This is a genomic window from bacterium, from assembly GCA_037147175.1.
In the GTDB taxonomy this organism is placed as follows: domain Bacteria; phylum Cyanobacteriota; class Vampirovibrionia; order Gastranaerophilales; family UBA9971; genus UBA9971.
In genome coordinates this window covers 1-19,580 of record JBAWVS010000018.1, presented here as the reverse complement: position 1 = coordinate 19,580, position 19,580 = coordinate 1, and the positions used below count along the sequence as shown (strand labels likewise).

At 35.1% G+C, this 19,580-nt stretch carries 20 protein-coding genes; 6 read left to right on the top strand and 14 right to left on the bottom strand.

Annotated elements, in window-relative coordinates:
• Positions 1-52: 52 nt before the first annotated feature.
• On the top strand, positions 53-637 hold the full coding sequence (locus tag WCG23_05930; GenBank protein ID MEI8389407.1) for a hypothetical protein: 585 nt from the start codon (positions 53-55) through the stop codon (positions 635-637).
• 71 nt (positions 638-708) lie between these two features.
• On the opposite strand, the gene cobO is transcribed toward WCG23_05930, so the two are convergent.
• Positions 709-1,242 (bottom strand): cob(I)yrinic acid a,c-diamide adenosyltransferase, encoded by a 534-nt coding sequence (gene cobO / locus WCG23_05925; protein MEI8389406.1) that lies wholly within the window; start codon positions 1,240-1,242, stop codon positions 709-711.
• An 844-nt stretch (positions 1,243-2,086) separates the two neighbouring features.
• Here cobO and hisG point away from each other — a divergent pair.
• Positions 2,087-2,956 carry an ATP phosphoribosyltransferase gene (gene hisG / locus WCG23_05920; GenBank protein MEI8389405.1) on the top strand — a complete coding sequence of 290 codons (870 nt, stop codon included), beginning with the start codon at positions 2,087-2,089 and terminating at the stop codon, positions 2,954-2,956.
• 12 nt (positions 2,957-2,968) lie between these two features.
• On the opposite strand, the gene WCG23_05915 is transcribed toward hisG, so the two are convergent.
• On the bottom strand, positions 2,969-3,229 hold the full coding sequence (locus WCG23_05915; protein ID MEI8389404.1) for a hypothetical protein: 261 nt from the start codon (positions 3,227-3,229) through the stop codon (positions 2,969-2,971).
• A 351-nt stretch (positions 3,230-3,580) separates the two neighbouring features.
• Here WCG23_05915 and lpxI point away from each other — a divergent pair, with 351 nt between their 5' ends.
• From lpxI to WCG23_05900, 3 genes are read left to right on the top strand one after another with little or no spacing between them, the layout of a single operon-like run.
• Positions 3,581-4,396 carry a UDP-2,3-diacylglucosamine diphosphatase LpxI gene (lpxI, locus tag WCG23_05910; GenBank protein ID MEI8389403.1) on the top strand — a complete coding sequence of 272 codons (816 nt, stop codon included), beginning with the start codon at positions 3,581-3,583 and terminating at the stop codon, positions 4,394-4,396.
• Positions 4,393-5,547 carry a lipid-A-disaccharide synthase gene (gene lpxB / locus WCG23_05905; protein ID MEI8389402.1) on the top strand — a complete coding sequence of 385 codons (1,155 nt, stop codon included), beginning with the start codon at positions 4,393-4,395 and terminating at the stop codon, positions 5,545-5,547. The genes lpxI and lpxB overlap by 4 nt, the downstream gene beginning before the upstream one ends.
• A gap of 1 nt (position 5,548) precedes the next feature.
• On the top strand, positions 5,549-6,187 hold the full coding sequence (locus WCG23_05900; protein MEI8389401.1) for a lysophospholipid acyltransferase family protein: 639 nt from the start codon (positions 5,549-5,551) through the stop codon (positions 6,185-6,187).
• Here WCG23_05900 and rsmD read toward each other — a convergent pair.
• The 8 genes from rsmD to WCG23_05860 all read right to left on the bottom strand — a co-directional run bounded on the left by rsmD (position 6,184) and on the right by WCG23_05860 (position 12,315).
• On the bottom strand, positions 6,184-6,747 hold the full coding sequence (gene rsmD / locus WCG23_05895) for a 16S rRNA (guanine(966)-N(2))-methyltransferase RsmD (GenBank protein MEI8389400.1): 564 nt from the start codon (positions 6,745-6,747) through the stop codon (positions 6,184-6,186). The two genes, WCG23_05900 and rsmD, sit on opposite strands and share 4 nt — an antisense overlap.
• Before the next feature lie 256 nt (positions 6,748-7,003).
• Positions 7,004-8,377: an acetyl-CoA carboxylase biotin carboxylase subunit gene (accC, locus tag WCG23_05890; GenBank protein ID MEI8389399.1), complete on the bottom strand. Its 1,374-nt coding sequence runs from the start codon at positions 8,375-8,377 to the stop codon at positions 7,004-7,006.
• Positions 8,378-8,520: 143 nt separating this feature from the next.
• Positions 8,521-8,781, bottom strand: a complete 261-nt coding sequence (locus WCG23_05885; GenBank protein ID MEI8389398.1) for a hypothetical protein — start codon at positions 8,779-8,781, stop codon at positions 8,521-8,523.
• A gap of 9 nt (positions 8,782-8,790) precedes the next feature.
• On the bottom strand, positions 8,791-9,249 hold the full coding sequence (accB, locus tag WCG23_05880) for an acetyl-CoA carboxylase biotin carboxyl carrier protein (protein ID MEI8389397.1): 459 nt from the start codon (positions 9,247-9,249) through the stop codon (positions 8,791-8,793).
• Positions 9,250-9,277: 28 nt separating this feature from the next.
• A complete protein-coding gene (gene efp / locus WCG23_05875) occupies positions 9,278-9,838 on the bottom strand; it encodes an elongation factor P (protein MEI8389396.1) in 561 nt (186 codons plus the stop codon).
• A 127-nt stretch (positions 9,839-9,965) separates the two neighbouring features.
• On the bottom strand, positions 9,966-10,784 hold the full coding sequence (locus WCG23_05870; protein MEI8389395.1) for a carbohydrate ABC transporter permease: 819 nt from the start codon (positions 10,782-10,784) through the stop codon (positions 9,966-9,968).
• Entirely contained in the window at positions 10,777-11,673 is an 897-nt protein-coding gene (locus WCG23_05865) for a sugar ABC transporter permease (protein ID MEI8389394.1), read from the bottom strand. The genes WCG23_05870 and WCG23_05865 overlap by 8 nt, the downstream gene beginning before the upstream one ends.
• A 138-nt stretch (positions 11,674-11,811) precedes the next feature.
• On the bottom strand, positions 11,812-12,315 hold the full coding sequence (locus WCG23_05860; GenBank protein MEI8389393.1) for a hypothetical protein: 504 nt from the start codon (positions 12,313-12,315) through the stop codon (positions 11,812-11,814).
• Between the two features lie 142 nt (positions 12,316-12,457).
• Between WCG23_05860 and WCG23_05855 the strand changes: the two genes are divergently transcribed.
• Positions 12,458-12,706: a hypothetical protein gene (locus WCG23_05855; GenBank protein ID MEI8389392.1), complete on the top strand. Its 249-nt coding sequence runs from the start codon at positions 12,458-12,460 to the stop codon at positions 12,704-12,706.
• A gap of 303 nt (positions 12,707-13,009) precedes the next feature.
• Here the strand turns inward: WCG23_05855 and WCG23_05850 are convergent, their stop codons facing one another.
• The 4 genes from WCG23_05850 to WCG23_05835 all read right to left on the bottom strand — a co-directional run bounded on the left by WCG23_05850 (position 13,010) and on the right by WCG23_05835 (position 19,108).
• On the bottom strand, positions 13,010-15,292 hold the full coding sequence (locus WCG23_05850; GenBank protein ID MEI8389391.1) for a glycosyltransferase family 4 protein: 2,283 nt from the start codon (positions 15,290-15,292) through the stop codon (positions 13,010-13,012).
• A 65-nt stretch (positions 15,293-15,357) separates the two neighbouring features.
• Positions 15,358-16,809 (bottom strand): glycoside hydrolase family 130 protein, encoded by a 1,452-nt coding sequence (locus WCG23_05845; protein ID MEI8389390.1) that lies wholly within the window; start codon positions 16,807-16,809, stop codon positions 15,358-15,360.
• Positions 16,810-16,820: 11 nt separating this feature from the next.
• Positions 16,821-17,756: a glycoside hydrolase family 130 protein gene (locus tag WCG23_05840; protein MEI8389389.1), complete on the bottom strand. Its 936-nt coding sequence runs from the start codon at positions 17,754-17,756 to the stop codon at positions 16,821-16,823.
• Complete coding sequence (locus WCG23_05835; protein ID MEI8389388.1) at positions 17,756-19,108, bottom strand: glycosyltransferase; 1,353 nt, start codon at positions 19,106-19,108, stop codon at positions 17,756-17,758. Before WCG23_05835 ends, WCG23_05840 begins: the two co-directional genes overlap by 1 nt.
• Between the last annotated feature and the right edge of the window lie 472 nt (positions 19,109-19,580).

The window sequence follows — 19,580 nt, the reverse complement described above, 5'->3', positions numbered from 1 at the left end:
TTGTCATTGCGAGCAAAGCGAAGCAATCTATAAAAAACAAAAGGAAATTTAGATGAAAAAAATTGTGTCTTATTCATATATTCCATTAAAAATTCTGGAACAAAATTTAAAATCTGATGCCAAAAATAAAAATGGCGAGGTTATTCAAATTAATATGGACGGGGCTATAGGTAAAGAATTAGTTCCCGGAAAATTAAAAAATATTTTTACCCACGATCTTTGCGGGTGCAGTTCTTCATTTATTTTAGCCAGATGCAAAAACGGAAATCCATTCGCGATAATGACACACTTTCCTCCAGATTATGCATCGGTACATAGACAAGAGATATCAAGACTTTTAAGACAAAATGAGCGTTTTATTGATACGTCCAAAGCCGTAACCTTTCTTTTTTTAGCGCCTGAACAATCTATTAATAAAATTTCGACTAACACTTATGACAGTGGTGATGATAAATTGTTTAATGAAATCCATAAGACTTTATCTAATTTTTTCAAAGACAAAATAAACGTTAAACCTTTATTTTATAACTCTAAAGGTGACAGCAGGGTTTTTATAGTCAATCTACCTTCGCAAAAAGGCGAAAAGATTACATACAAAGCCGTCGGTAATAATAGAGGCACTGTAGGGATTATGTAATATAAAAACAAAACTTAAAGAGCAAGTACAAAATACTTGCTCTTTTTTTAAAACTTATAATCTAAACTAATTTAATACTCTATGCCTTGTCTTGCCATAACACCTTGATCAAAATAGTGTTTAATGGGTTTCATTTCTGTAACGAGGTGAGCCATTGAAACAAGTTCAGGGTGCGCACGTCTGCCGGTCATTACAATTTCCATATTTTTCGGTCTATTCATCAGAACTTCTTTAATTTCTGCAATTTTTATCATGCCAAGATCAGCACAGACGTTAATTTCGTCCATAATAACAAGCTGATATTCTCCGTTCATTATAGCTTCTTTTGCAAAGTTCCAGCCGTTTCTGGCTTCTTTATAGTCTTCGATATTAACATTATGCGAATAAACAACTCTGTCCAGTCCAAACTGTTTAACTTCCAGATTAGGCATTAATTTTGAGGATGAAAGAATTTCGCCGTAATAATTTATCTGGTCGCCTTTTGCAAATTGTATAATTAAAACTTTCCAGCCATGCCCTATAGCTCTAAGAGCCAAACCCAGAGATGCTGTTGTTTTGCCCTTGCCGTCTCCTGTGTAAATTTGAATATAACCATGCTCCAGCAATTTATGTTCCTCCGAAAAAATACTTTAATTAGTTCCAGACAATTTTATTGGTTATTAACCTCTGCTCTACTTTTATTTTCTAAATTTACCGGCTACCTCTATTTTACAGGTAACAACCCCCTAATCTCCTCCTTTTTTTATACGATTAATTTTTGGGCAGAATAAATATTTTCAGTCTAATAATTCTAAGAATAAATCATAAGACCAATTATTTAATTAACTTTGGACTTCATAAAAGAACTATAAAGAACTTATTCCAATCAAGCAAATTTGATACTTTATAGTTACAATTAATTATAATTACCCGACAAATTCTTCTTATATACTTTCCAGCTTTTGAAATTCTATAAAACATTTTGAATTGGGTATAAATAATAATTTATTTAATATATTCATGTTAATTCAAAGGTTTTCCTGTGTATCATTTTAAAAAAAGTATGTTTACAATTGTTTTTTTAAGAAAGGTGACTATAGTGATAGCAAAAGCATTTCTGCGTTTAAAAAAAATTAACTTAAAAAAAATAAATAAATATGCTTTATCTATTGCAATGTAGATTTAGAGGCATTATGCGGTTTCTTTATAAAATAATTTATAGTATGCAAATCTTTATATTATTTCGGAATTTCATTCATGCTAATACCGAAAATCCGAAATTTTAAAGTTTTGTTTCATGCAATGTTAAAATATTTACAATGCTTTAAAAAAGAAATCAGGATATGAAATATTTATTGCAAACCTTTTCTTTTCCTAATGTATTTACAAAATAACTGAAGATAAATAATTGCTTATTTTGTTCAATTTTGTTAAATTTTTGTAATAATGTAATCAAAAAAGGAATATGCTATGAGTGAATGCTGTTTAAAAATTGCTGTACCAAATAAAGGTCGCTTATCTGAAGATGTAATGGATTTGCTTCAGAGAGCAGGTTTAACTATTTCCAAAAACGAGCGAACTCTTTATGCAACTACGCAGGATGGAAATTATACAGTGATTTTTGTCAGGACGCAGGATATTCCCAGCTTTGTAAGTGACGGTGTAACAGATTTAGGTATTACAGGTCAGGATATAATTGCGGAAACAGGTGTGCCTGTTGAAGATATTATGGAGTTAAATTTCGGGCATTGCAAAATGGTTATAGCCACAAAAGAAGAATCCCCTGCAAGCACAGTAGAAGAGCTTCCTGACGGCATTAAAATAGCAACATCCTTCCCGAATATTGCCAGAAAATATTTTGAAAAACTCGGCAAAAAAGTTCATATAACAGAAGTTTCAGGAGCAACAGAAGTTACACCGCAATTAGGTCTTGCAGATGTCATTGTGGATATTACTTCCAGCGGTTCTACATTGAAAAATAATAAATTAAAAATCATAGGAAATATTTTACAGTCAAAAGCTGCTATAATAGGACGTCCCGGAATAAAAAATGAGCAGCAAGTCAAAATAAACGCTTTTGTAAGAGCTATAAAATCTGCTTTAGACGCTGAAGAGAAAAAATATTTAATGGCAAACCTGCCTAAAGCATCTTTAGCCAAAATAAAAGAATTCATGCCTGGTGTTACTTCTCCTACTGTTACCATGCTTTTGGACAATGACAGCGAAGTCGCCATACATGTCGTTATAGAGAAGAAAAAAGTTTATGAAAATATTGAACAATTAAAGCAACTCGGTGCAACAGGCATACTTATAATGACTGTTGACCAGATGGTGCCTTAATAAGACAGATTCTTAATACTTTTCTTTTAAAGCAAAATAACCTGCTGCTCCGATTACACCGAGGGTTACGCCTGCCAGCGTAATTAAACTGGCTCTTGGATTATGGTCGATTTGTTTTTTAACTTTTTCCAGAGTAGGATGTTTTGCTATATTATACCCGACTTTATAGCCTAAATTTGCCGCGAGTTTCATTCCGTAACCGGCTTTTCCTACGATATTCCCAAAGCTTTTAAGATTATCAGCTTTCTGTGAGATTTTTTCCCTGGTTTTCATAAATACTTTCCTCCTTAAAGAAATGAACACTCAAGCTTTCCCTGATTTACATATCACATATTAAATTCAATTATTGATTTATAAATTGCCCACAGGAGTATAAAAATTATTTATTAAATAACTCGAATTTCTAAAATTAAATTTATGGGTCATTGCGAGTAGAGTCTTTAGTTCGAAGAATTTATCTAAAAAAGTATTTAAGATTAAAACCCCAAAAGAGACAGATGTTTCGCTTTGCTCAACATGACAATAAGAAAATTAATTGGCAATTAACACTATAAAATGGAAAAAAAATAAAATTTTTCTATGGTTTATGTATAATTTAAAAGATACATGAGCGAGAATTGGAATTTGGAAATAACTTTATCAAAAACTATAGGCTTAATTGCAGGAGACGGAGAACTTCCCGTCAGTCTTTCTAAAAATGCAGCAAAGAAAGGCCATGAAATAGTTGCAATGTCCCTTTCCTCTACCAACAGGAAAGAGCTGGAAGTGCATTGCAAAAAAGTCTATTCCTGCGGGGCGGGAGAAGTACAAAAAATGGTAGATATTGCACATCAGGAAGGAATAACACAGATTACTTTCGTTGGAAAAGTAAGCAAAACAATGCTTTTTAGAAATCCGCGATTGGACTCAAGGGCTATTTCTCTTTTAAAACAGGCTAAAAGACTTAATGATGACGCTTTAATGCTTAAACTTGTGGACTCACTTGCCGAAGACAACTTAATTGTTATAGACCAGACAATTTTCTTAAAAGAATATTTCCCGACAAAAGGTGTTATAGGCAAATATCATCCTGACGATCTTCAACAAGTTGATATAGAATACGGCTTTCAAATAGCAAAAGGAATAGGCGGGCTAGACTTAGGGCAAACAGTAGTGGTTCAGGACAAAATGGTTCTTGCTGTCGAAGCCATAGAAGGTACGGACAGGTGCATTGAAAGAGGATGCAGGTTGGGAAACAAAAAAGCTGTTGTGGTTAAAGTCAGTAAACCGGAACAGGATAAACGTTTTGATGTTCCAACAGTAGGACTTAGAACTCTTAAAAATATCCAAAAGTTCGGCGGAAAAGTTCTGGCTATCGAAGCAAACGAAACTTTTGTAGTAGAAAAAGAAAAGATGATCGAATTTGCAGACAGAAATAAAATGGTATTTATAGCGGTATGAAAAAGATATTTATAGTTACAGGCGAGCATTCGGGAGATATACATGCTTCTTATATAGTCAGGGAATTAAGAAAATTGAATCCTGATATCAAAATCGAGGCAATAGGCGGTAAATCACTTGAAGCTGAAGGCATAAAACTTTTTAGCGACCACAGCAAAATGGCAGTAGTCGGGCTAGATGCCTTTAAAAGCCTCTTTAGCCACATAAAACTCGGGCAAAACCTTGTTAATTATTTAACATTGGAATATCAACCCGATCTCGTTTTACTTATAGATTACGGCGGCTTCAACCTCAGACTTGCCAGAGAACTTAAAAAACACGGAATTAATATATTTTATTATATTTCTCCGCAAGTATGGGCTTCTCGAAAAGGCCGCATAAGTAAAGTTAAAAAATATGTTAATAAAATGATGACAATTTTTCCGTTTGAAGAAAAATTATATAAAGAAAAAGGCGTAAATGCTGAATACGTCGGGCATCCTTTAATTTCGCAACTTCCAAGGGATTTCGACAGGGAAGATTTTATAAAACAAAATAACATAGACCTGAATAACAAAATTGTCGGAATTTTCCCCGGCAGCAGGAAAATGGAAATCAATTATCTAATGCCGATTTTTCTTGAATCGGTAAAACAAATTCATACCCATTCCAAAAAAGTCCAGTTTTGTCTTGGGCAAGCACCGAATATTGACGACAAACTGATAAACAAATACCTTGATGCTTTTACAAAAAAAGAAAATATCGAGATAAAAGTGCTTAAAAACCAAAATCATGCACTTCTTTCAAGTTCTGATGCGGTAATTCTTGCGTCAGGCACAATAACTTTGGAAGCTGCAATGTATGGAACACCTATGGTTATAAGCTACAAAGCTCCTTATCTGGCTTATTTCCTTTATCTTTGCGTAAGATATTTAAAATTTGTTTCTCTCCCAAACATAATAGCGGGCAAAAAAATTGTAGAAGAATTTATTCAGCAAAAAGCAAAACCTGAACTTATTTCTCAAGAAATTCTCGCTTTGCTTTATAATAACGAGAAAAAAGAACAAATGGTACATGAATTAGGACAAATTCAAAACACGCTGGGCGAAAAAATAGCTTCCAAAGAAGTGGCAAAAATTGTAAACAATTACTTGGGGAAAACAAGAGCATAATATGACTGAAAGACATGATTATGAAGAAAGAAAAGTAACCCGATTTGCGAATTTGGCGTATGCAGGAATTAAAATTCTTGATGTTTCATGCAAATTTAATAATATTAATTACAATCTACAGACAAAATCAGCCATCTTTGCCCTCTGGCATGGCTGGCAATACGGGCTACTAGGTGTCCCCTCAAGAAACGACCTGAATCTTTTAATAAGCCCGAGTCTTGACGGAGAAGTCATAGCAAGAGTTACTGAAAAACTCGGATTTTCAACAGTTCGAGGTTCAATGAAAAGGGACGGTTCAAAAGCTTTAAGAGAAATCCTGAAAGTGCTTAAGGCTGACAAAGCTATTGCTTATACGATAGATGGACCCAAAGGTCCTATCTGTAAAGTAAAAGAAGGTGTTATAAAAATTGCCCAGATGTCGCAGAAACCTATAATTCCACTGGTTCCGACTGTCAACCGGAAATTTGAAATAAATTCCTGGGACAGGTACAAAATACCGCTGTTTTTCGCGACTGTAACAAATACATACGGTGAACCGATTTATGTTCCTAAAAAACTTTCGGAGGATCAAGTCGAAGAATACAGGCTTAATCTGGAAAACGAACTTTTTAGACTACAAAAAGAAACCCAAAAATCTTAGCAGGTTATAACAGTTATTCCTGTATCACCGTAAAATTTTGTTTTATAAATTTTAAATTCTGTTTTATCTGTTATTTCTTGAATATTCAGAGTTGATGAATGTTCAAGTATGATAAACCCTTCCTGCGATAAAATTTTATTTTCCCGAATTTTTCTCAAAACAGGTTCATACAATTCTGAAGCATAGGGCGGATCAATAAAAACAAAATTAAATTTTTCGTTAATTTTATCTAAAACTTTTAAAGCGTCTGAAAGAATTAATTGTGTTTCAAAATTACCGAAGTTTTGAAGATTTTTTTTGATAATATCAGAATGGTGTGGATTTTTTTCAACAAAGACTGCTTTTTTTGCCCCCCTGCTTAAAGCTTCCAATCCCATAATTCCGCTGCCCGCAAACAAATCAAGCACTCTTGTTTCCCCTTCGTAAAAAACAGTACCCGATTCATTGAGCTGAATTATATTGAATACACTTTCTCGAACTTTTGAGGAAGTAGGTCTTACATCCTGCCCTTTGACAGTCTGAATTGCTTTTCCTTTTTGAGTTCCGCCTGTTATTCGCATTATTTTTGCCTTTTTTCAAAACAAGAAAAATAAAATCTTGGGGTTTAAATTTATTATAAATTTGCTATAATACTTAATACGAGGGGATGCGAAAAATTAATTCCGCATCCGATAATGAAAGTTATCTTTTATAGAGAATGTAAAGAGTTACTATTACAACTAGTAACTCTTTCTCGTTTAAAAGAATCACCATATTATCCCCCTTTCTAGCCAGAGGGCTGGCATGGCTCGTATTAAGTTTTCAAGGTTCTAAAAGTTAAACTTTTGCAGGCTCTTTAGCTTCTTCATTCATCATATACTGGGGAATAAAGCTTGTATTAAAGTCGCCGTCTATAAATTTAGGATGTTTAAGGATTTTTTGATGGAAAGGTATGGTCGTTTTTACACCGGTAATTGCATATTCATCAAGAGCCCTTAGCATACGGATTCTTGCTTCTTCCCTGTCTTTGCCCCAACAAATAAGCTTGCCCATCAAAGAGTCATAAGTCGGTGGGATTTTGTAATTTGAATACATGTGACTGTCAACTCTCACTCCAGGACCGCCTGGAGCTATATACCCATCGATTTTCCCCGGACATGGCATGAAGTTTTTATCGGAATCTTCCGCATTAATTCGGCATTCGATAGCATGCCCGTGAATTTTCATATCTTCTTGCGTAAAAGACAATCTTTCGCCGGCTGCTACTCTGACCTGCTCTTTCAAAAGGTCAACACTAAAAATCATTTCCGTAACAGGATGTTCTACCTGAATCCTTGTATTCATTTCCATAAAATAGAAATTATTTTTATTATCAAGAAGAAATTCTATTGTTCCTGCGCCTTCATAGCCTATTCCTTTTGCCGCATTTATAGCTGCCTGCCCCATTTTTTCTCTGACTTCTGCTGTAATTACAGGAGAAGGAGCTTCTTCCAGAAGTTTCTGGTGTCTTCTCTGGATACTACAATCTCTTTCACCGAGATGAACAACATTTCCGTACTGGTCAGCAATAATTTGAACTTCTATATGTCTCGGATTTTCAAGGTATTTTTCCACATAAACACCGCCGTTGCCAAAAGCACATCTTGCTTCTGACTGGGCGAGATTATACATTTCTTCAAGTTCGCCTTCATGCCTGACGATTCTCATCCCTCTTCCGCCGCCGCCGGCTGTAGCTTTTACAATTACAGGATATCCTACTTTTTCAATCCATGGCTTAATTTCATTAACATCGTCCACCAGCCCGATTGTCCCAGGAACTGTAGGAACATCATTTTCAATCATTGTTTTCTTTGCCGAAGCTTTATCGCCCATAGCTCTTATGTTTTCAGGAGAAGCTCCGACAAATTTAATATTGTGATCGCGGCAAATTTCCGCAAATTCAGCGTTTTCTGAAAGAAATCCGTATCCGGGATGAATAGCGTCAGCCCCTGTCATTAAGGCAGTACTTATAATATTTGGAACATTCAAATAACTTTTGCCGGAAGGAGCAGGTCCGATACAATATGCTTCATCTGCAAGACTGACATGAAGGCAATCTTCGTCAGCTTCTGAGTAGACTGCTACTGTAGGAATGCTTAATTCTTTGCACGCTCTGATAATTCTTACCGCTATTTCGCCACGATTCGCTATTAAAAGTTTTGTTATTGTCATTTTCTTCTCCGAGAGTTTTTAAATTAAAATTTATTAATGTTTTTCGCCTGAAAAAACTTGTTTATTGAATTTGTAAGTTGCATAAATCCCTGCAATTATAAATAATAAAATACCTATAAGCTGAAATATTTCTATGACTGTCATTATAAAATATCCTTATTTAATTTTTCAATTAACCCATATATTTTATCATCATTTTTAAAATAGCCGTTTAAAAAAATAAAACCAAAAATAAATCCTGCGATACAAAACATAAGTTTCAATAAATTATTGATGTTAAATATTAAAGTTAAATTAAACATCAAAGTTAAAGCACCGCCAAAAGATACTATCATCACGTTCCATAAATGGTTTTTGACATCTCTTAAAAGATCTATTTCTTTTTGGATAGCTTCTTTTGTCATAAAAATATCTTACGGCTGAACAAGCATCAAAACTTGACCGTATTCAACAGGCTGACCATCTTGAACGCAAACTTCCACAACTTTGCCTGAAACTTCTGACTCAATTTCGTTCATAAGCTTCATAGCTTCAATAATGCAGACTACCTGACCGTTGCTTACGGCTTTGCCGGCTTCCGTAAAAGGAGTAGCACCGGGGGAAGCTGCACTGTAAAAAGTTCCAACCATAGGTGAAGTTATTTTCAACAAATTTGATTCATCTTTTTTATCAGGTGCTGCTTCGGCAGGTTTTGCCGCGATAGGCGCCGCAACAGCAACAGGCTGCGCTGCAACTGTAGTCGTTGTTGTTACAATTTCTTTTTCTTTTCTGATTATTATTGCTTTATCATCTTCTTCAAGGCTAAGCTCTGTAAGTCCATTCTCGGAAACCAACTTAACCAGTTTTTCAATATAATCTAATTCCATTTTCATTTTATATTCCTCTTATAATTATAGCCCTTTATGCTCTTTCAAGATATGAGTTGGTTCTGGTATCCACTCTTAATTTATCACCATTATTAACAAAGAATGGAACCTGAACAATAGCTCCTGTTTCAAGAGTTGCAGGTTTTGTACCGCCTTGAGCGGTATTTCCTTTCTCTCCCGGAGGTGTATCAACAACTTCAAGCTCAACAACATTCGGTAAATCAACACCTATAACTTTATCTCCGTGTTTTAATACGTTTAAGGTCATATTTTCTTTAAGATATTTTATTCCGTCGCCGATTTGTTCTTTTGTTAAAGTTATTTGATCGTAGGATTCATTATCCATGAACGAGTATTCATTATCGCCGGACATATAAAGATACTGCATTTCTCTTCTGTCGAGAATTGCTCTCGGGAATTTTTCACCTGCTCTGAAAGTTTTTTCGAGAACAGCACCACTTTCTACGTTTTTTAGTTTTGTTTTAACAAAAGCCGAACCTTTGCCCGGTTTTACATGCAAAAACTCAACAACGTTCCAGAGGTTACCGTCAATTTCAATTGTCATTCCCGTTTTAAATTCATTTGTAGAAATCATATTCTTTTCCTATAAGTTAACTGAATATAACTTGTTATTTTAAGACACGTATAAAAATAATATATGAATAGATTATTAAAGACAACTTAATGTTTCTTAATGTTATGTTTTTTCAGGGAAAAAAAGTCTATTCTTTAACTCCTCCCATCATTATGCCTTTAATAAAATATTTTTGACCGAGTAAAAATACACCTATAACCGGAATTACAGAAATCACAGCACACGCCATGAGCTGCCCCCATTCAGTTGTTTCTCTGAAACTTCCCTTAAAAATCGCAAGACCAACAGGCAAAGTTCTCATATAATCTGAATTTGTAACAATTAATGGCCACATAAAACTGTTCCAGCTGGTAATAAAAGTAAAAATCCCGAGTGTCGCAACAGCAGGCAATGCTAAAGGCAATGCTATTTTTAGATAAGTCTGAAAGGGATTGCATCCGTCAATTTTTGCTGCATCTTCAAGTTCGGCAGGCAAGGTTTTAAACCACTGTCTTAAAAGAAAAACTCCGAAGCCTCCGAACAATCCGGGGATTATTAAAGCTTGATACGTATCAATCCAATGCAGTTCACGCATTATAAAAAACAAAGGAATAATATTTACTTGCGGCGGTACCATCATTGTTGCCAAAAGGATTAAAAACAAAGGCTCTTTATATTTAAAATTAAGTCTGGCAAAAGCGTAGGCTGCCATTGAAGAAATTATTACCTGCCCTGTAGTTGTTAAAATTGCCACAATTGCACTATTAAGGAAATATTTTACTATTGGGATTGCTTTTGCGACATTTGAATAATTTTCAGCATAAAAAGGATGCGGAATGATTACAGGAGGATATGAAAAAATCTGCCCTGATGTCATAAAAGAAGTTGCCAGCATCCAAAAAAACGGCACAAGCATTGAAATTGCACCAAGTGTCAGAATTATATATGCAAATATTTTTCTACTCATTAATAACCCATTTTTTTCTTGTTATCCACTGAACATAAGTCAAACTAAGTATTATAACAAATAAAACATAGGCTATTGCTGAAGCTTTGCCTATGTTAAAAAACTCAAACGCTTGTTTATAAATCCAATATACCAGAACAGAAGTTGAATTTTCCGGCCCGCCATCCGTCATAAGATAAATCAAATCAAACACATGAAACGAAGAAATAGTTGTCATTATCGAAACAAAAAATACTGTAGGGCTTAATAAAGGGAGCGTAACAAGAAAGAATCTTTTAATTCCCGTAGCTCCTTCTATTTCGCAAGCCTCGTTGATACTTTCAGGAATTGCCTGTAAGCCTGCCAAGAAGATTACCATATTATAGCCGATATTTTTCCATACACTCACTATAATGAGTGCAGACATAGCAAAATTTTTGTCATAAAGCCATTTTATGTTGTCACCGACTCCTAAAACCCAGTTCAGAATGCCGTAATTAGGATCAAATATCCACGTCCAAACAATTCCTATAACAATCATAGGAGTTACAAACGGAATAAAGTACGCTGTTTTAAAAAAGTTGCTTCCTTTTATTTTTCTATCAAGAGCAGTAGCCAACATTAAAGGCAATATAATGCTAAAAACAGCCGTTATCAAAGCATAATACAATGTATTAAATAACACCTGATAAAATACAGGGTCATTGAAAAGCCCGATATAATTTTCTAAGCCTACTATTTTTGGTTTGTTTATAAGGTTCCAGTCAATAAAACTCAGACCAAAAGAAGCAAATATCGGAATTATTATAAAAATAAAAGTTCCCAAAAACGCAGGCAAAATAAAAACCCACGCCCAGAAACTTTCTTTCTCAAACATTGCCGATATTTTATTTTTGACTCTATTTTTCATACAAATATTATAACTGACTAAAATTTTTTTATTTTTGTTAAGTTTTGTTAATACAAGTTATTTAATAATATCACTACTTGTTTTTTATTTTTATAAAAACAATAGCACGGGGCTATTAATTTTTTTCTTGAGGGTTTTTTAAATATTTAGTTTAACAGGCAAAGCCCCAAAGGAAAAATAAAAATAATGAACACAGGATTTAACCCGATTCAAAACAAACAACAAGCAGCATGGAGTTTGATTAACTGAATTAGCCATTTCAATTATTGCATTATATACCTCATAGTCATTTGTATTTTGTGATAATCCAAGCTGAAAAAAAATTTTTTGCAAATGTTTATCTGGTTTTGGATATTCTGAATATTCAAGCTCTTTCAAACAATCACATGCCAATGCAAATCCAAATCCTTTAATTTTTTTCGCTAAAAATTTAGGCAAAGCTACACTATTATTCTTGAATTGAGATGAAAAAGATTCAAACTCTTTTTCATCAGCAAAATCAGATAAAAATGTTGATGCTGAAATGATAAATTCTGAATATTGTTCCCAAAGATTTTTTCTTTGATTATTTTCATTGAAATTGACATTAAAATTATTTTTAAATTCAGTATAGAATACATCAGAGGTTGCATAATTTTTCAAAATTTCTTTTGGGCTAAATTCGTATAATATTTTGCTGAATTGATTTTCGTTCTCAAGGGAAAGAATTAACAAAATTTATATAGATAAGCTTGATAATTTAATCACAGAAGAATTTTGGCTTGAAAAACATAATCAGTGGACTTTGGAACTTGATAAAATCCAAACTTTAGTAACTGCACACGATAAAGCAAATAAAAGCTATATTGAAAACGGCATTCAGGTTCTTAATATTGCAAGTGAAGCTTACGAATTATATATTTCTCAATCCGGAAATGAAAAAATTAAGCTGTTAAAAATCATACTATCGAACTTTTTACTGATAGGCGAAAACGTAAGCTATGAGTACAAGCAAGCCCTTCGACATATTAGCCGAAGGACTGTCTTGTACTAAGATACTGGTATCACAGTTCTGACAGCATTATTCTCTTTTTGCGTTTTAAATAACAGGGACTTTACAGCGAATTTATTAAAATATTGCCTTTTTTAAAATTTTTAATGCAGACACAGTGTGGCTTTTCACCCTAAGTTCCCTAAAGAAAAAACAGGGAATTATTTTTAAAGAGCAGGGAACTTTTTTTAACCATCACCGAAAAAACTTGCTAATTCAGGGATAACCTTTTTTATTCACACAAGCAGTATAAAACATTGCCGGTAAATTTATTCTGTCCGATTTCTACGAAATAAAGTTTTTGTGTCAAATATTTTCATCTATATGAAATTGCAGTGCCATAGCCATATTCATGTTAATTAACGAAATCAGCCAAGCAAGCGTGGATTCTGCCCCTTGATTGCCGTTAACTCCTTGTGGTTCGAGTCCGTCACAACATCCCCCCGTTTTATAATCGCATACGGGAAGCTGTAAGTCATTTTGTCCGAGGAACCAACTGAGACATCGTTCGCTCTCTTCAAACCATTGTTTGTCACCTGTAGCAATATAAACGTCTAAACAGGCATCAATTAAGCCCTTTACTTCAATAGGCTGCTGATCAAACATGGAACGGTTTCCGTTTTTATCAAGCCATCCGTTATTACCGATTATTGAAAGATGTCCGTCGGGCGCTGTCTGAGCTTTTAACAGCCATTTTAAAGATTTTATGCCGGCATCATACATTTCTTGATCAGGTATCCATTTTCCGGCGACAATTAATGCGTGAGGCAAAATTGCATTAGCATATGTTGCGGTATTTTCGCACCAAGTCCACTCATCAGAAGCGTTGTTTTTAAATAGCTCATAAATTTTTCTTGCTAATTCGTCACGAATTTTGCGGGCAAACGAATCTCCTCCGTATATCGACAAATATGCTTGTAAGCCGAGAACAGTATAGCCCCAAGTTCTGGGTGAAGAAAAATGTTCGACCGTCGGTAACGCCTCAAGAAATAAACGCATCGCCATATTTCTTATAGAACTGTCGGGGGCTTCTTTTACGGTTATTCCTAAGCCCCATAAAGCACGTGCATGTGAATCTTCGCTTCCTGCAAGTTCTAACCACCTGCGGTCATAAGACATGAAGTTACGGAATCTGCCGTTTTCCTGATTAAAGGCGTAGAATAAAAATGCCAGATATTTTTGTATTAACAGCAAAACGTCTTTGTCTTTTCTGAGTGAATAATACTTTGTAAGTGCTATCAGTCCACGAGCATTATCATCAACGCAATAACCGTGGTGAAGATTCGGAGTTGTGTATTTAGCGTGCTGCAACAAGCCCGTATCGTCTGTTAAAGTTTTTAAATGTGATAAATTGATTTCCGGCAGTTCATTAAATATTTTATGGTATTTAATGACGACTTCCTGAATATTTTCGAGTGGTTTTCTTTCGTTTATTTCCGAAAGAAGGTCTAGGTGCATTCTTGCAACTTCTTTCCATATCATCGAGCGACCGTATTGATAACCCTTAAATCGCATCATTTCTCTTTCTTGGTCGTTTGATAAGAGATTATTGATTTCGGTAGCCATAGCTGTCGGATTGTTAAAAGGAACTAATTTGCCTCTTCCATCTGCCAAAAGTTCTTCCGCATGCCAGAAAGGTGTAGAAACAACTGCCGTGCCGACTCCTAAAGCATAGGCAAGAGTTCCGGAAGTAATTTGTTCTTTTTTTAAGTAAGGAATCGCATAAATTTTTGAAGTTTGAAGATATTGAATAAGCGTTTCAAGTTTGACAAAATTATTGTGAAAAACTATGTGATTTTCCATACCGAGTTTGTTGACCAGTAATTGCAAATCTCGCCTGTAAGAGTCTCCCGAGTGTTCGAGAATATGAGGATGAGTTTGACCCAAGATCAAGTACATAACATTAGGATGCTCTTTTACAATTAACGGCATCGCTTCTATCATAGATTCTATGCCTTTGTCGGGACCGAGAAGTCCGAAAGTCAGGATTACATCTTTGTTTTCCACACCGAAAAGGTCATTATAGATTCCCGGCGATTTGAAAGATGCATCGGGCACGCCGTGAGGAATAAAAGCAATCATTTCTCTGTCTATGCCGTATACGTTTGTCAGTAAGTCAAAAGCCTTTTTGCTCATTACAAGTAATCTGTCCGAATATTTTGCCAATCCTTTCATTACTTTTCGCTGTCCGTCGGTCGGATTTTCAAGGACGGTATGCAAATTAGTAATAACCGGCATTTTTAAAAATTTAATCATGTGTAAAATATGAGAACCGTCTTCTCCTCCGAAAATCCCGTATTCATGCTCCACAATAGCAGCTTCGAATTGATTAGCGTTAAGATAATCAGCCGCCCAGAAATAATCCGCTTGTATATTCTGCCTGACTCTGAATTTGACTTGCGAAGGATAATTATGTCCTTCCGGAATGTCATCCATTGCAACGTTTATCAAATTTTCAGGTATGGATAATTCTCGTGCCAAGGCTTGGCTCAAATCTGTAGTAAAAGTGGCAATACCGCATTGTCTCGGCATATAATTACCGATAACGGCGATTTTCATGATATTTTCAATTTTTCGCGGATTCAACATATTTTTTTATTCACTTTCTTTTTTGGTGACAGTAGCCACCTTTCTTATGTAAATGATTTTGGTATCTATAATACCGGTAGTGTTGTTCGGATATTATTAAATAATTCATCAAGTGATATTGTTACGATTCCCGAAGAAGTATCAGACATCGCATACGGGATAACCAGATTGTTATTATGGATTATTGACCCGCAAGAATATACTACGTTTGGTACATATCCTTCTCGTTCTTCAGGAAGAGGCATCAGCAAAGGCTCTGTCATAGATCCGATAATTTGACTCGGGTCTTCAAGGTCTAATAATATAACTCCGATACAATACTCCCTCATTGGTCCTACTCCGTGCGTAAGCAAAATCCAGCCTTTATCTGTTTCAACAGGAGAACCGCAGTTACCGATTTGTACAAATTCCCATGTGTTTTCGGGTTCTTTCAAGAGTTCTGCATTTTGCCAGAAATGGATATTATCTGAAGACATCAGATACAAGTTTTCACCGTCAATACGAGATATCATCATATATTTGCCGTTGATTTTTCGAGGGAAAAGAGCCATTCCTTTATTTTTTGAAAATTCCCCGTTCAATGTGATCATTTTAAAAGTAAGAAAATCTTTGGTTTCGATAATTTGAGGCAAAATACTCAGCCCGTTATACGCAGTATAAGTAGCATAATAAGTTACAGTGTCGTCATCATCGACAAAACGGACAAATCTCGCATCTTCTATACCGTTACAGTCATTTTGCGAAGAAGGAAAAATAATTCTTTCGGAAAGTTCATGGCCGAGCTTGAATTGTATCTGATAATTGGATTTTGCCAGCCACATTATCCTTTCGCCGATATCTTTATGCTCTGAATCAATAGCAATACTTAGCACCTTAACCAGATCTGAAAGAAGAAATTCATCGGAGAGCAAATCAGAAACTTTTTGAGAAATTATATTCTCGGGCTTTTGCATTTCTGCAAGTTTTAAGAAAAACGTAGTTTTATCATAAACAGGATTGCTGACGATTTGTGCTCTTTCGGCATATTGACTTGCTTTGTCAAAAGTAAAATCGCAATTTTTATCTACTATACCGCTTCTGAATTCTATAGACGAGATATGTCCTTCTCCTACAGAACGAAAACTTAAAATAAATCGCAAGCTTCCTTCCGGCAAATTACTTTGATTGGGATGAGGAATAATTGAAGGATTAAAAAAAGCAGCTGCCTGAATAGAATATTCTAAAGAAAAATAAGCGCCGAGAAGTGCTCTCCTGTTGTCGCTGATTTGTGTGTTTTCGGGAATATATTCTTTTATTTCGTTATAGTTTTTGTCAAATGCCCCCCATATATTTTTATGCCGACCGGAAAAACTTGCAATTACACCGTCTAAAACCTGTTTTGCTTTTTCTTCAGGCAGATTCAAAACTCTTGTTATAATTCTTTTAACACGAGCTTCACTGTTGGGGACATGCGGTTTTATAATGACACGTGAATAATCAGGCTGAAATTTTTTCTTTACCCTTTTAACATTTAACAATAAGTTCTCCTTTATAGTGGCTTGCGGGAATTATTAAGACATAAATCAACTAAATCATTAATATTTGCGCTTCCAACGCACATAACGCTATCGGCTCCGCCCCAATAGATTTTTACGCTGCCGTCTTCTTCCGGAACAGCTCCGCAGGTAAAAACTACGTTTGAAACATAACCGACAATTTCCCAAGTGTCTTCCGGCTGTAAAATCCAATTATCAGCCACACCGATAATTACTGAAGGATCTTCTAACTCATGCAATGCCACGCCTAAACGGTATACAACCCCTGACATTGTCTCGAAAACTCCATGATAGATATTCAACCATCCTTTGTCGGTTTTGATAGGAGTTGCACCGGGACCGATTTTCATTTCATCCCAGTGATAGGTTTCAGGTTTTATTATTAATTTTGAATCGCCCCAATGCACCAAATCAGGCGAATAAGAAATCCATATAGACCATTTGGAAATTTCAGAGTGCGGCCGATCCAGCCTGACGTATTTTCCGTTAATTTTTTGCGGAAAAATCACTACGTTTCGTAAATCTGACTGAGTAATCAAAGAAATTCTTTCGACTGTTTTAAAGTCTTTGGTCTTCGCAAGTCCGATACGAACCCCGTGTCTTGAATATGCACTATAAGTAAGAAGAAATTCATCATCAATTTGACTTATACGAACATCTTCCACTCCGTATTCTTCATACTCTCCGAAAGCTGAATCGGAAGAAGGTGTTAAAAACGGCTCTGCTCCAACTTTAAAATCATAACCGTCATCGCTTTCTGCTATTCCTATTATTGAGCGCCCATTATGTAAATGCGAACGAAACAGCATTATGTATTTATCGTTGAATTTGACAACGCCCGCATTATGAACGGTGGCAACTTCGTACGGCACAGCATCTTTAGTAAGAATGGGATTGTTTTTATATCTTATTACGATAGGATTTTTCATTAATCTGTTCTCCCGTACTTATCTTCAAATCTTTCTATATCGTCTTCTCCAAAATAATCCCCATGTTGAATTTCAATAAAAGTCATATTTTGGTTGCCGATATTTTTGATTCTGTGTTTAGTTCCCAGCGGGATATTGATACTTTCTCCTGCTTTTAAATATATTTTTTCTTCGCCCAAAGTAACAACAGCTTCTCCGCTAACTATCTGCCAATGCTCAGACCTGCGTTTATGTCTTTGCAAACTTAATTCGCCTGTCGGAAAAACTTCAATTCTTTTGACCTTACAGTCAGATTGGTCGCAAAGCACTTGATAATGCCCCCAAGGACGTTTATCTTCTCGTTTGTTCTCGTTGATAATCTTTTCATAAACTTTAATGTAATTATCAACCATTTTTTCTACGGTAAATCTTTGTTCTATCGTATTTCTGCACGCTTGTCTGTCAATTTCCGGAATCTTTTTAAGTGCCGAAACCGCTTCTTCGACACCCGAAACTATAAATCCGGTTTTTCGGTGTTCTATTAATTCCGGCATACTTCCTTTCTTGAATGCGACTACCGGAGTTCCGCAAGCCATGGATTCAATGACCGACAATCCGAACGGTTCTGCGAAAAATATCGGATGCAATAAGGCATAAGCACCGCCCAGCAATCTATTTCTTTCTTCCGGTCCGACGCTGCCGACAAAAACAATATCTTCTCTAAAACAAGGAGAAATTTCCCGGTCGAAATAATCTTTATCCTGAATTATTCCCGCCATTATTAATTTTTTACCGAAAGATTTTGCGATTTTAATAGCTTCTTTTGCGCCTTTATCCGGGTGCATTCGTCCGAAAAATAATAAATAATCCCCGATTTCTTTATTAAAAGAAAATTGCTCGAGATTTATCCCGTGATAGACGGTAGCAATATAATCAAGCTTATCTGAGCGGTCAGAATTGCTGATTGAGACGTAATAGTTATTTTTATTATATTTTTCATAAACAGGTAAAATCGCAGCCGAAGAAAAACCATGAATTGTAGTTAAAACCGGAGTATTAACCAGTCCACTATAAGAAAGAGGCAGAAAGTCAAAATTATTATGAATTATATCAAATTCATCCGCGCGCTCAAAAACTTCCGAGATATGAAGACATTCCCAGACTTTAGGCTCTATTGTTTTATCTTCTTCGTATCCGTGTTTGCATACTGCGCTGAGTTTTCCTGCCGTCAAAGAATCTCCGGTGGCGAATAATGTAACGTCGATTCCTTTTTTAACCAACCCTTCGCAAAGCAGCGAAGCAATGTTTTCCCACGGTCCGTAATGTGTCGGAGGTGTTCTCCAGGCAATAGGTGAAATTAATGCTATTTTCATATGTATTTTTTCCCTAAATTAAATTAATAAATTTTGAAGCATACGATAGACAGCCTTCCCCTGATAGAGAAGCTTTGTCTTTTTGAATTGATTTTTAATAATTTATTATGATGTTTATTTTCTTCCTTACAAGAATATAAACATTGAATTTACTAATTTAAAGAAGAACGTATGTAAAGAAAATTTAAATATCATAAAGTTACACCTGCTGAATTTTTACAATATGTGCCTGAAAAATTTGAACAAGAGTTCTGCAATATTCAGACCGGTTAGTGCCGCTTTATTTATTCTCCAAATCATTACTATTCATAGTTTTAATGTTAGCATACATTTTGCTCAAAAAATTTATCGGGACTTTTTTCTTAAAAGCAGGAGTTACGCAGCATAAGTTAAAGTCTTGTTGTCATTGAATTTTATAGTACTATAATATGCCGTAGAAATCGGACAGAAAAAAATATAAGTTATCATCCTT